Consider the following 12,490-nt stretch of genomic DNA (forward strand, 5'->3'; position numbering starts at 1 on the left):
ACACTACCTCGCGGCTCTCGATCGCGAACTCGACACCGATCCGACCGACACCGATTCGCCGTTCTGACGAGAAACCAGCACTCGCGCGCGACCACGGCTAGATGATCAGATTTCTACGGTTTCTCGTGATCGCCAACACTGGATCGAGAACTACGACCCAGCGACCAACACCTGCCACTTCAGCGAGTACTCGAAGGGGAACGTCCTCGAGGGCAAAGTCACGATCAAGAACTGCAATCCGCTGGTAGGCGATCGCAGTAGCCCGCGGAGGCAACCCAACCAAGCTGAACCCCGGAGGTAGCAGCCGCCGTTCAGCCCGAAGGCCGCGGGTGCTTCTGCGACACCCAGGCGGAAGCCGCTACCATGCGCGGCTTCGAAACCGCGAAGCGGAGAGGCCCTCCGAGCGGCCATCTTCCAACCCAACCCCTTTTCGAGGTCTTCAACATGAGCGAGCGCGATCCGGAAGGTCGCATCAGCGTCGAACAACGTGGGCATCTCCTCCTGATCGGCATCGACCGGCCGGAGAAGCGAAACGGCTTCACCCCACAGATGTGGGGCCAGCTGCGCGATGCCTACACCCGCCTCGACGAGGAGGAGGAGCTGCGCGTTGGGATCCTGTTCGGCCATGGCGAGCATTTCACGGCGGGCCTGGACCTTCCCAAGTGGCACGATCGCATGAAGGAGGCGGGCAGTGCACCGCGAGAATCGAACCGTGTGGATCCGGCCGGGCTCACGGGGCGCGCCTGCCGCAAGCCGATCGTCGTAGCTGTTCGGGGTATCACCTTTACTGCGGGAATCGAATACATGCTAGGTGCGGATATCGTCGTCGCCGCGGATGACTGTCGATTCTCCCAGCTGGAACCCAAACGCGGAATCATGGCGACGGGTGGCGCAACGATTCGCTTCGTCGAGCGTGGCGGTTGGGGGAACGCGATGTACCACCTGCTCGTGGTGGACGAGTTCGATGCAGCGGAAGCCCTGCGCTGCGGACTCGTCCAGGAAGTCGTACCCGCCGGAACTGAACTGGATCGCGCGATCGAATTGAGTGAGAAGATCGCGGCGCTCGCGCCCAAGGCCATCCAAGCGACCAAGGCCTCCTCCCGGCTCTACGCGCTCAAAGGCCAGGAGGCCGCCGTCGCAGAATTCCAGGAAACCCAACGCCGGCTCGCCAACACTGAAGATGCGGCCGAGGGCGTAGCATCCTTCGTCGAACGCCGAGACCCCGTTTTCAAGGGGAAGTAGATCGATAGCGAGGACAGGGTCTCTCAGTAGCTTTCAGCGTCGTTCTCGACGGCATCGGGCAGGGGCGGAACCGCAGGCAGGAATGCCATGACGCCTCCCAGGTAGAGGCCTGTCAGGCCGACCGGGAACAGGATCATTCCAGCCAGGATTCCGAAGCTGCCGGCCTTGAATAGCATCACGGAGAAGACGAGCGCGGCGAGTCCGGCCAACGCCATGCCGATACCAACCAGGAATCTGAACACCATCGCGGCGCTCTGGAGCCTGGGATGGCGACGCAGAACGATTGGTGATGCCACGGCGGCAATCACGACCGCGATGAAGAGCAACTCGAAACGCTCGGAGCCCGTCGTCGCGAAGCCCCCGACGAGGCAAGCGATGAAGACGCCGGCAAGCACGCCGGGCGCGTAGCGGAAGAACGAACTCCGCTCGACCAACTCCTTGATCAGGACTTCGCCATCGGGTCGAGGACGAGATGTCATCCCCTCCACATCGGCCTCCCGCCCGTACGTACTGAGCGGGCGTCAGCCGCCGTCGGCTGACCATCGGAAGAGCGCCAGCTCCCCCGACTCGACCTGAGGCGCACCCCAGCGTGCCACTGCAACCTGACGCGCTGCCCCCCGACGACGACGAAGACCGTGCGTCCGAGCGCGGCGACCCGTGCCTGTTGGTCCGGGGTCAGCGACCGGCCAGCACTCAACAACCTGGCGATCTCGACCCGTGCGGCTGCCGCCGGATGAAGAGAAACGATGTAGTGGTGGGCGCGCTCTGAAGGGAGCCTTCACGGATGCATCAGGAGTCGGCAAAACGCCCTCCAGCAAAGCGCGCTCGTGAGCAGGGCATCGGAAACGGCGCTCCGACCAACATCGGCGATCCGACCGGCAAAGTAAATCGATGGGTGGCTAGAAGTTCGGGGGGGAGGGCAAAGGCCATGATCGCGTCGCCCTGCTTGGAGATTGCGTTGCCGCCGGCCGCGATGACGACGTATTGGCGGCCATCCGCACTCAACCGGTAGGTCATCGGGGAAGCGTTCGCCTGGAAGGGAAGCTCCTCCTCCCACAAGATTTCACCCGTCTCCACATCGAAGGCCCGGAACGCCCGATCCATGCTGGCGCCAATGAAGAAGAGGCCCCCGGCGCTCACCAGGCCGCCCCCGAAATTCGGTGAACCCACATCGCCGAGACCGGGAATCAAATACAAGGGCCAAGGCGCCTGATACTTCGTTGTTCCCAGGTTCACCTTCCATTTCACCTTGCCGGTCTTGAGATCGACGGCCTGGAGGGAACCCCAGGGCGTGGGATTGCAGGGCGCACCGGAACTCGAAAGATAGCCAGAGCGCTTCACGCCATAGGGCGTACCCGTCATCGGGTAGAGCTCATCCGGGTAGGTCACGGAATCCGGCGGGATCTTCTCGTAGGTCTCGCGCGGCACCATCTCCACGATCATCGCGATATGGGTCTGGTTGGTGAACATCGTTCCGTTGACGGGATCAATCGCGATCCCGCCCCAGTTCATTCCGCCGGCCACGTGGGGATACTGTATGGATCCCTCGATGCTAGGCGGTGTGAAGATCCCGTCGAATCGGTGTTTTTCGAGTGTGTCCAAACAGGATCCGCGGTCTGCGAATGTGAAGCCGACATTCTCGGGAGTGAGCGCGGTAGGGTGGAGAGGCGGAGGATGGGTTGGGAATGGCTGGGTCGGAGAGAGCGTCTCGCCGGGCACGCCATCCTGGGGGACGGCCCGCTCCTCGACCGGATAGAGGGGAATGCCCGTCTCGCGGTCGAGCAAGAAGACGTGGCCCATCTTCGTGGCCTGCAGGACACCGGCGCGCCCGCCGCCCACGCCCTCGATCTGGAAGAGTTCGGGCTGTGTGCCGACATCGTAGTCCCAGACGTCATGGTGGACGGTCTGGAAGTGCCAGGCGACCTCGCCCGTCGCCGCATGCAGGGCGACGGTCGATGAGCCGTAGAAATCGACGCCGTCGCGCTGGCCTCCATAGCTATCCGGCGACGCGCCTCCCGTCGGAACGAAGATCAGGCCGCGCTCTTCATCCCCCGAGAGGATCGACCAGACGTTGGGTGTACCGCGATGAAAGCGTTCGCCGGCGGGCAGGGCCGCGCCCCAGCCCTTTGGCACCGGATCCCAGGCCCACGCAAGCTCGCCCGTTCGCACGTCGAAGGCCCGGACGACTCCCGAGGGCGCATCGGTACGCAGCTGGTCCGCGACCAGCGCGCCCAGGACCACACGATTTCCCATCACGAGCGGCGGCGACGTGACGTAGTACTCCCACGGCGGGAGGCCCTGCTCGAGTCCCTCGCGCAGCTGGATCTTTCCCGCCTCGCCGAAATCTTCGCAGGGTCGGCCCGTGTCGGCATCCAACGCCCAGAGCTCGGAATCCTTCGTCCCGTACAGGATTCGTTTCTGGCAGGCCTGGCCGCTCGAGGGCTCCGCGGCTTCCCAGTAGGCGACACCCCGACAGGTGAGCGGGTAGGGCCCACCCAGCCCGGTCTCCCGAAGCTTCGGATTGAAGGACCAGCGTTCGTTGCCGGTTTCGGGGTCCAAGGCGAAGACACGCATGTGGGGCGTGCAGTAGTAGAGCGTCTCGTTGACGACGATCGGTGTGACTTGCAGCGCGGTCGTCATCTTGTCGGCGGAGGGTGGATTGAAATCGCCACTTCGATGCTCCCAGGCAAGCTCCAGGCCGTCGACGTTGCGCGCGTTCACCTGGGTGAGCGGCGAATAATGCATGCCCCCCTTGTCGCCGCCCCACTCAGGCCATTCCGCAGTGGGGCCCGAGGAGTCGAGTTCGGGCGAGCAGCCGCCGGCGAGTGTGAGACAAGCCGCCGCAACAACGAGCAAAGACTTCATTCGGAGTGTGGCGACCTCTCGTCGTCGGCGGAGTAGCGGAGATCCACTGAGAGGGGTTCCTCGAGCATCATTGTACCCGGGATGGATTATGATACGGACCGTATCGTTATTCTGCCAGAGCGATCCGAGATGCCGGTGGGATCCGTCAAGGGCCCCCGCCGAATCGCCGATTCCATGGCCATGCTGCTCCCGATCGGCCATGACGAATCGGAGGTTCGGCGCCTGCCCTGGGTCACCTTCACCCTGATGGCGTTGTGCCTTCTCACCCTCTTCGGGACGGGAACGAGTAGCTGCGATGGCCGCCTCCCGGAATGGGAAGCCCAGGTCGAGGCCATGCTCGAGGCACAGAGCGAAACGGACGAGGACCTGGAACTCGTTCTGCCGCCGACTCCCTACGATGAATGGGGCCTGGTTCCCGCGGACATCCGACTCTCCCGGATGTTCACGCACCAGTTCATGCATGCCGGCTGGCTCCACCTGATCGGCAACATGCTTCTGCTCTTCCTGCTCGGCCCGCCACTCGAAGATCGCTGGGGAAGACCGGTCTTCCTCGGCTTGTACCTGAGCGCGGGAACATTCGCGGGATTGTTCTTCACTTCGATGTCTTCTCCGGAATCGACGATGCCGCTGGTCGGTGCGTCGGGTGCCATCGCCGGGGTCATGGGCGCCTACCTCGTGCGCCTGTTCAAGAGCCGCCTCCGATATTTCTACTTCCTCTTCTTTCGCATGGGTACCTTCGAAGCCCCCGCCTACCTGATGCTCCCGCTCTGGTTCGGTACCGAGCTCTTCAACGCGAAGATCGCCGATGCGGCGCGCCTGGAAGGCGGAGTTGCGTATTGGGCGCACGTCGGCGGCTTCCTATGGGGTATGGCCTTCGCGGGCGTCCTTCGCTTCGGCAAGATCGAGGCGCAGTTCTTGAGTTCGCGCGTCGAAGCGAAGCTCACCCTCGCCGAAGGAAACCCCGTCATCCAAGAGGTCCAGGCCCTCCGCGAAGACGGCCGGTTCGAGGAGGCCTACGAGAGACTACGCCGCGCCATGCGGCAGCGGCCTGACGATCCGGATGTCGTGGTCGCCACCTGGGATGCAGCCGCCGCGTTGCAGCGCCCGGAAGAAGCCGCGACCGAGCTGACGAAGCAGATCGAACGGTGGACGAGCGCCGGCGAGCTACAGACCGCCACCGACTATTGGTGCGAAATGACATTGCTCGTTCCGGACGCAGAGATCGATGCCCGTATCTTGCTGAGGGTCGCCCAGCGGCTCCACGAACAGGACCGCCCGCTCGAAGCCAGGCGCGCGATCGAGCATGCGGTGGGACGTGGTGCGGACGACCTGCCGCCGGGCCTGGCGTTGCGGTTCTATGAAGTCGCGAAATGTCGGGCACCGGAGCTGGCAGCCGATGTCGCCCGACGCGCGCTCGCATGGCACGAACTTCCGGACGAGCGGCGCAGGGATATCGAAGCGGCCCTCCGGGAGCTCGATCGTAGCCGCGAGAGGGCCGACGCCCCGGATCCGGACGCGCGCAGAGAAGGTTGGCAAGGTGAGGATGACCGCGCGATCGACTTGGGCGAACCGATCGATCTGGAACTGGGTTCCGTCTCCGAGCCGCTGCGCAACGTGCCTGCCGCCCTTCCCCACCCGGCCGAACCAGAAGCCTTGGCCGTTCCGACTTCGTCGTCCGAGCCTGGGCTCGGAAGTGGCCCACGCTGGCGCGACGCCAAGATCATCGAAGGGATGCCGACCCTGCTCGACGGAGAAGGCCTGACGTTGCGAAGGGGCGACCGACAGCACGTCATCCTCTTCTCGCACATCCAGGCGATCGCGGCCGGCGCAGTGCACGGCCTGGGCGAGCGCCCGGTCCTGCTGATCGATCTGGCCATGAACTGGAACGATCCGGATGCAGAGACCCTTCAGGTCGTCCGGCTTCGAAGCGATCAATTCAATCCGTGCAGCCTCGTCGATGGGGAAAACGAAGCTCTGCCTGCTTTTCAGCTGTTGGTGACCACGTTGCTGGAAACGTCGGGCGCTGCACCACTACCCGACCTGGAAGCAGCACGTGGTATTCCGGCCTTCTCGACGTTCCCGGATACAGCCCTCTACGCCGCTGTCGTACTCGATATCGAGGACGTCTGACCGTATCAGGACCGTTCGTAGGAATAGCCGTGCTCGAGCGCATGGCAGCGGTGACGCGCGCCTTCCGCATGCGGATCGGCCGCCTCGTAGCCCGCATCACCCGGGTAGAGCATCACCAGTGAGCCTTCGTTCGTTCGAAGGATCAGCGGGCGGAAGGTGACGAGTTCCCGGGCTGCGAGCCCGGCCACGGCCTGGTCGGCCCGGGCGAACTCCTCGAGCCAACTCACCGTGACGAAGGTCGGCGGTGCCAGACTCAGCTCTTTTCGGCCGAAAGACGCGAGAATCTCCGCGGGTGAGAGCCAGCGGTGATCCGACATTTCTTCCCCGTCGACCCGCACAGGCTCGTCCATGGGGCTCGTCCCGATGAAGAACCAGGTATCGAAACGTCTGGGGGCAACCGGTGGAGTGATCCACCGGGAGATCGTCTCGAGCCGCGCGGATTCGATGCGCAACCCGGCTTCTTCGTGGGTCTCCCGAATCGCGGCCGCGAGCGCACTTCCCTCGGAGCGGGGATCGCTATCCGCAACATCATGGGGCTCGACCCGACCACCGGGAAACACCCAAGGCCCCGGCTTGCCCTTGCGAGGAGACCGCTGGAGGAGCAGGACTTCGATATCTCGGGCACCGTCTCGGAGAAGCACCACGGTTGCAGACGGGATGGGTTCGGGGGCGTCGGCCATAGGGGCCCAATCCTAGGACTCCTCCCCCGCGAGTGATACCCTGCCACGCCGTGCGGAAGCTCCAACTCCTCCTCTTCTTCCTCCTCCTCCCGACGGTGGGCCACGCCCAGCTCATTGCCGAACAGCTCACGGCGAGCAGCTACGAGACGCTGAAGGTCGGGGGACCCGACGCTGTCGCGGGCATCGGCGATTGGGTGCTCGGCAATGGCAGCTTGTGTGCCGCCATCTCCGATCCGGTCCACGAATCTTCGCTCAGCAACGAGGGTGGCGTGCTCATCGATCTGGGGCATTGCGGCCGGAACGACGACCAATGGACCACCCTTCAGCCGCTGGTGAACCTCTCCCAGTCAGAAATCGTCACGGTTTCCGAAGTGCACGCAGAGGTGAGCGATTCCGCCGCGAAAATCATCACTGTCGGAAGCCGGGACGGCCTCGAAATCGAGAGCACCTACGCCCTCGATGCGAATGAACGCCGCAGTCTTGCGATCACGACACGCATCACGCGGCGAGAAGACGGAGGGCGCTTCTTCGCCTACGGCACCGCAGTCCTTCACCCGAGCGGCGCCTTGCGTGCATTCACCACGAACCGGCGCACGCCATCCCACTCGGTTGGGTTCGATCACCCGGGCGGGGACCCGGCGAGCGTTCTCTCCATGGTCTCCGCACTGGTTCCAGCAGATCTGATCGTCTGGGTCGGGAGCGGAAACATGGGCCCGGCGATCAGCTACGGGCTCGATCTGATCGGTTCGGTGCGCCGCGATGCCGACGGCCGAGAGCGACCGGCACCGGGCCTCTCCGTGACAGGGGAGAGCTTCACACTCATCGGGGCCTTCCCTCGACCCTTCTGGATCGGTAGCGACGAAGACCCGGGCTTTCTCGAACTGGCGCAATCCCTGTTCATGGATCTCGAGATCGGCGATTCCCTGGTTCTCGAGCGGAAGCTCTGGGTAGGAGAGCGGGCGGATGTCGCGTCGATCACGGATCAGCTCTGGACAGACGAACCCCTGCTGAGTGGCCACGTCGGGCAGCGCGAGGCGGTCGTTCATGTTTCCTCGGAAGAGGGCGCCCCGATCAGTACTGTTCGCACGAACGAATCCGGCGCATTCCAGTTGCGCCTTCCTCCAGGTCGATACGCATTGCAGGCCCGAGGTTTCGACGGCACGGAAAAGCGCCGTGTCGTAGATCATCCGGGTCCAGAAGGGGCCGTGGAACTCGCGCTCGCACCTGCGACCCGCGTGCTCCTGCCGCAAGGTCAGCCGATGCGGCTCGTCTTCGTCGGAGAGAACGGCACGCCGACCCCCCGGTTTGGCGCGGATCAATTCGGTCTGGCCGTGGACGGCAGCCCGATCCCGGCAAGCCTCGAGACGAACGATATCTCGCTTGCAGGTGTCCCCGGCGATCCGACGGAAGCGCTGTTGCAACCTGGAAGCTACAGGGTGCTTGCGGTCCTGGGGCCCGAGCATGGCCTCACGGAAACCCGAATTGAACTCGAGGCCGGTGAAGATATGAGCCTCGTCCTTGCAGCACCGTCGCGCTTGCTCGAAACGCCCGGCTGGATCTCCGCCGACCTTCACGTGCATTCCGGCTGGAGCTTCGATTCCGCCTTGCCCCAGGAGGGACAGCTGCGTGCTTTCGCAGCTGCAGCAGGAGAAATCCTGGTCGCCACCGAGCATGACCGGACCGTGGATCCGCGGCCTGCCATCCGGGCCCTGGGGCTCGCAGACCGGCTTCATGGGGTGACCGGCGTTGAAATAACAACAGCCTTCCGAGGCGCCGATACGCCCGCAACGAGTGGTCACGCCAATGTCTTTCCAATGCGAATGGAGAAGGCCGCCTATCGGGGCGGTGCCCCCCGGGCCGAAGGGCGTCGTTGGCGCGATATCTGGGCGGAGCTGCGCGAAACCGGAGCGCCGCTCCTCCAGCTCAATCACCCGCGCTCGAGCCTCAACCCGGAAGACGACGAATCCTATTTCAATCACCTCGGCATGGGGGCGGCCTACGACCCCGCCCAGCCGCTCGGCGCCGGCGACAATCGCGTGCTCAGCGAGCGCGGCGCGCACGGCCTACGAGATCTGGACTTCGATGCCATCGAACTCCTGAACGGTGACAACCATCCGGGCTATCTGCACGGGCGGGCCGACTGGTTCTCCTTTCTGCTCCAGGGCGAGAAGCGAACCGCGACCGCCAACAGCGATTCCCATCGGCTCGGCGTCCCGGTCGCCGTTCCGCGCAACTACGTCCGCCTGCCGGACGGACCGATCGAGGACAATGCGTTCGCCGAAGCCGTGCGAGCCGGGGCGTCGTGGGGCACGACCGGTCCGCTTCTCGATGTCCTCCTCGGTGCGGCTGGCCTGGGTGAGGTCCACCGCGGATCTGACGGAGAGCTGCGCGTGCGGGTCGATGCCGCACCGTGGGTTCCCGTCGTTGAGGCTCGGGTCTACGTGAATGGCGTGCTCGCCGAACGTCGGCCCCTGGAGGGCCCGTCAGAGCTGGTCTTCCCCCTCCATTTCCCCTCCGACGCCTTCGTCACCGTCGAGGTGGAAGGTGAGCCCAGCGATGCCTACGCCGCCGTCCTGCCGGGCTTCGTCCCCTTCGCTTTCACCAACCCGATCTACGTGGATTCCGATCGGGACGGGCGTTGGGCGGCACCGGGGCTGCCCTAGCCGCAGGGAGTGGGTAGGCTCCCTCTCCTATGAGCGAAAAACAGGACGAATCTCCTTTCTCCAATCCTCTCTTCCGGATGGCGGACCGCCTCTTCAAGGCCCGCACCATGCTGCTCCACGGCGAGATCACCTCTCAGGTGGCCCAGCAGGTGACCGCCCAACTGTTGGCTCTCGCCGCCGAAAGCGACGACCCGATCACCATTTTCCTCCACTCCGAGGGCGGACACGTCGAGGCCGGCGATTCGATCCACGACATGATCCGCTTCGTGAAACCGCAGATCAAAATGGTCGGCACGGGATGGGTCGCCAGTGCTGGCGCCCACATCTATCTCTCGGTTCCCACAGAGGATCGGTTCTGCCTGCCGAACACCCGCTTCATGATCCACCAGCCTCTGGGTGGCATCGGCGGACGCGCGAGCGACATCGGCATCGAGGCGGAAGAGATCGTGAAGGCGCGCGGCCGGCTGAACCAGACCATCGCGGACGCCACGGGCCAGCCGCTCGAAAAGGTCGAGAAGGACACGGATCGCAACTACTGGATGTCTCCCGAAGAGGCGCAGGCCTATGGCATCGTGGGTCGGATCGTGGAGACCTCCGAGGACCTCTAGCCGGTCCCCCGTTCCTTTTCGATGCGTCCGGATTTCCCCTTCCGCCCGGCCGCGTTTCCATTCTTCTATGGCTGGGTGATCGTCGCCGCCGCGACCCTCGGAATCGTGGCAAGCATCCCCGGGCAGACGATGGGCGTCTCGGTCTTCACCGATCATCTGATCGAAGCCACCGGGCTCTCGCGACTCCAGATCAGCAACGCCTATTTGCTAGGCACGATCGTAAGCGGCCTGCTTCTTCCCCTGGGCGGCAGCCTCGTCGATCGCTTTGGCGTCCGCCGCACGGTGGTGGTCGCCTGTTCCGGATTGGCGATCACTCTGACGTTCCTCGCCTTTGCCGATCGGCTGGCGGAAGGCCTGGCAACGGCGTTGCCTTTCTTCCCCGTCAGTGTGGCCTCCTTCGCGCTCCTCGCCCTGGGGTTCACGGGGATCCGCTTCAGCGGCCAGGGCATGCTCACCCTGGTGAGCCGAACCATGATGGCGCGCTGGTTCGAGCGGCGACGCGGTCTGGTCTCCGCCATTTCGGGCCCCTTCGTGAATTTCTCTTTTGCGGGAGCGCCGCTCCTGCTTGCGTTGTGGATCAGTCGAGCGGGCTGGCGAGGCGCTTGGCTCGAGATGGCCATCACGGTCGGCGTCGGAATGAGTGCAATCGGCTGGCTCCTGTTCCGGGAGAGCCCGGAGGAGTGCGGCCTGGGCATGGACGGCGATGAGCCGGTGGCGAAGGCGACCTCCCCTGCCACGACCCATCATGAGGGAGAGCATGGCTTCACCCGCGCCGAAGCTCTTCGAACCGGTGCCTTCTGGTTGGTCACGTCCGGCATCGGGATCCAGGCCATGGTCGGGACGGGCATCACGTTCCACATCGTCGACCTGGGTGCGGAGATGGGGCTCAATGCGGCGCAATCCGTGGCGATCTTCCTGCCCATCGCGCTGGTCACGACGCCGGTCGGTTTCCTCGCAGGCATGGCCGCCGATCGCTACCCGATTCGCCACCTGATCATGACGATGATGGTCGGGCAGGTGTTGATGTTCGCCGGCATCGCGAACATGGCGGACCCTTGGCTGCGCTTCGTTGCCATTGCGGGCTGGGGTGTTGCCAGCGGCTTCTACGGACCGCTCACCGTCGCTGCCTTGCCGAGTTTCTTTGGAAGAACCCATCTGGGCTCGATCCAAGGCGCCATGATGAGTTGCCTGGTCATCTCCAGCGCCCTCGGCCCATCAGCCCTGGCCCTTCTACGCGACCAGTTCGATTCCTACGTGCCGGGCCTCTACTTGATGATCGCTCTGCCCATCGGCGTTCTGCTCGTCGCACCGTTCACCAGGAATCCGGTTCACCCGACCTAGACCCGCTGAACGAGCTTCAGGTTCGAGAAATCGGCTTCTTGGCGAAGTAGAGCCAATTCGTCTCGTCTTCCCGAATCACTTCGTTGTGGAACGTCAACGACTCGGCCCACACTTCTGGAAACACATTGCGCAGCGCCGTCTCGAAGCGCGGGCTCTTCGCATACGACCAGAAACCGAAGATCCCGCCGGGCGCGAGATGCGAAGCCAGCTTCCGAAGGCCCGCTTCTTCGTAGAAGCTCTTGCTGGTCTCCCCGAGACGTTCTTCCGGGGAGTGGTCGACATCGATGAGCAAGAGATCGAACTTCTCCGAGCCTTCTTCGCTGAGGCGACCAAACACGTCTCCGTTCACCACCTCGAGCCGGGAATCCCCGAGCAGATCCGTCGACAGGGGCAGCAAGCCTTGCTCGAGCCAGCCGATGACTGGAGCGAGGAGTTCGACGACCTCGAGTTCTCCCACCCGATGCGAGCGCAGCACTTCCCGAGCGGTGTAGCCCAGGCCCAGCCCACCGACGAGAACGCGAAGCCCATCCCCGGCCTGAAGGGATAGACCGCGCTCGGCGAGTTTTCGCTCCGACCAGGTACTGTGACTGCTCATCAGGAACTGATGATCCAGCGTGATCTCGGTTACGCGCCGGGTGGCGTCACCTTCCATCCCGCGTTGCTGCAGGCAGATCGCGCCGATCGGTGTTTGTTCGTAGGCCAGTACGTCGAGGTCCTGAATGTCCATGGGCCGGGAAGGATCCCAGGCCGGCGCAACAACCGCAACCAGCTCAGTCCCCATACTCGGGGCCCAGAAGGGATCGAAGGCATCGCGAAGGGGCTAGCCCGGACTATGCATGAAAATCAGTTGAGAAGCTGACTTTCGATGGTTCCAGGGTGCTGTGCGGCGATTGATCCTGACGGATGTCGCTTACGGTGGATGAGGCTCGGTCCTCGGCGCAAATTCGGGGCGTGCCTCGGC

At 64.3% G+C, this 12,490-nt stretch carries 10 protein-coding genes; 5 read left to right on the plus strand and 5 right to left on the minus strand.

The window, feature by feature from the left end; genetic code table 11:
• Positions 1–150: 150 nt before the first annotated feature.
• A complete protein-coding gene (locus GY937_10110) occupies positions 151–411 on the minus strand; it encodes a hypothetical protein (protein ID MCP5057063.1) in 261 nt (86 codons plus the stop codon).
• Positions 412–444: 33 nt separating this feature from the next.
• Between GY937_10110 and GY937_10115 the strand changes: the two genes are divergently transcribed.
• Positions 445–1,242, plus strand: coding sequence for a crotonase/enoyl-CoA hydratase family protein (locus tag GY937_10115; GenBank protein MCP5057064.1), 798 nt, complete (start codon positions 445–447; stop codon positions 1,240–1,242).
• Between the two features lie 23 nt (positions 1,243–1,265).
• Here the strand turns inward: GY937_10115 and GY937_10120 are convergent, their stop codons facing one another.
• Together GY937_10120 and GY937_10125 are read right to left on the minus strand one after the other, a co-directional pair.
• Complete coding sequence (locus GY937_10120) at positions 1,266–1,721, minus strand: hypothetical protein (protein ID MCP5057065.1); 456 nt, start codon at positions 1,719–1,721, stop codon at positions 1,266–1,268.
• Between the two features lie 310 nt (positions 1,722–2,031).
• A complete protein-coding gene (locus tag GY937_10125) occupies positions 2,032–4,107 on the minus strand; it encodes a pyrroloquinoline quinone-dependent dehydrogenase (protein ID MCP5057066.1) in 2,076 nt (691 codons plus the stop codon).
• Between the two features lie 135 nt (positions 4,108–4,242).
• On the opposite strand from GY937_10125, the gene GY937_10130 reads away from it, so the two are divergent.
• Complete coding sequence (locus GY937_10130; GenBank protein MCP5057067.1) at positions 4,243–6,237, plus strand: rhomboid family intramembrane serine protease; 1,995 nt, start codon at positions 4,243–4,245, stop codon at positions 6,235–6,237.
• A gap of 5 nt (positions 6,238–6,242) precedes the next feature.
• Here the strand turns inward: GY937_10130 and GY937_10135 are convergent, their stop codons facing one another.
• Positions 6,243–6,917: an NUDIX hydrolase gene (locus GY937_10135; GenBank protein MCP5057068.1), complete on the minus strand. Its 675-nt coding sequence runs from the start codon at positions 6,915–6,917 to the stop codon at positions 6,243–6,245.
• Positions 6,918–6,967: 50 nt separating this feature from the next.
• Between GY937_10135 and GY937_10140 the strand changes: the two genes are divergently transcribed.
• The 3 genes from GY937_10140 to GY937_10150 are packed head-to-tail and all read left to right on the plus strand — an operon-like array spanning position 6,968 to position 11,529.
• Positions 6,968–9,580 (plus strand): CehA/McbA family metallohydrolase, encoded by a 2,613-nt coding sequence (locus GY937_10140; GenBank protein ID MCP5057069.1) that lies wholly within the window; start codon positions 6,968–6,970, stop codon positions 9,578–9,580.
• A 29-nt stretch (positions 9,581–9,609) separates the two neighbouring features.
• On the plus strand, positions 9,610–10,188 hold the full coding sequence (locus tag GY937_10145; GenBank protein ID MCP5057070.1) for an ATP-dependent Clp protease proteolytic subunit: 579 nt from the start codon (positions 9,610–9,612) through the stop codon (positions 10,186–10,188).
• A 21-nt stretch (positions 10,189–10,209) separates the two neighbouring features.
• A complete protein-coding gene (locus GY937_10150; GenBank protein MCP5057071.1) occupies positions 10,210–11,529 on the plus strand; it encodes an MFS transporter in 1,320 nt (439 codons plus the stop codon).
• Positions 11,530–11,545: 16 nt separating this feature from the next.
• Here GY937_10150 and GY937_10155 read toward each other — a convergent pair whose 3' ends face one another.
• Positions 11,546–12,256 carry a spermidine synthase gene (locus GY937_10155; GenBank protein ID MCP5057072.1) on the minus strand — a complete coding sequence of 237 codons (711 nt, stop codon included), beginning with the start codon at positions 12,254–12,256 and terminating at the stop codon, positions 11,546–11,548.
• Positions 12,257–12,490 lie beyond the last annotated feature (234 nt).

The organism is bacterium (genome assembly GCA_024228115.1).
In the GTDB taxonomy this organism is placed as follows: Bacteria; Myxococcota_A; UBA9160; order UBA9160; family UBA6930.

What these genes read in the sequence shown, in the direction of transcription:
- GY937_10150 (MCP5057071.1), top strand. Translation starts at nt 10,210, where the DNA reads ATGCGTCCGGATTTCCCCTTCCGCCCGGCCGCGTTTCCATTCTTCTAT.
- GY937_10155 (MCP5057072.1), bottom strand. Translation starts at nt 12,256, where the DNA reads ATGGACATTCAGGACCTCGACGTACTGGCCTACGAACAAACACCGATC.
- GY937_10125 (MCP5057066.1), bottom strand. Translation starts at nt 4,107, where the DNA reads ATGAAGTCTTTGCTCGTTGTTGCGGCGGCTTGTCTCACACTCGCCGGC.
- GY937_10115 (MCP5057064.1), top strand. Translation starts at nt 445, where the DNA reads ATGAGCGAGCGCGATCCGGAAGGTCGCATCAGCGTCGAACAACGTGGG.
- GY937_10110 (MCP5057063.1), bottom strand. Translation starts at nt 411, where the DNA reads ATGGCCGCTCGGAGGGCCTCTCCGCTTCGCGGTTTCGAAGCCGCGCAT.
- GY937_10120 (MCP5057065.1), bottom strand. Translation starts at nt 1,721, where the DNA reads ATGACATCTCGTCCTCGACCCGATGGCGAAGTCCTGATCAAGGAGTTG.
- GY937_10135 (MCP5057068.1), bottom strand. Translation starts at nt 6,917, where the DNA reads ATGGCCGACGCCCCCGAACCCATCCCGTCTGCAACCGTGGTGCTTCTC.
- GY937_10145 (MCP5057070.1), top strand. Translation starts at nt 9,610, where the DNA reads ATGAGCGAAAAACAGGACGAATCTCCTTTCTCCAATCCTCTCTTCCGG.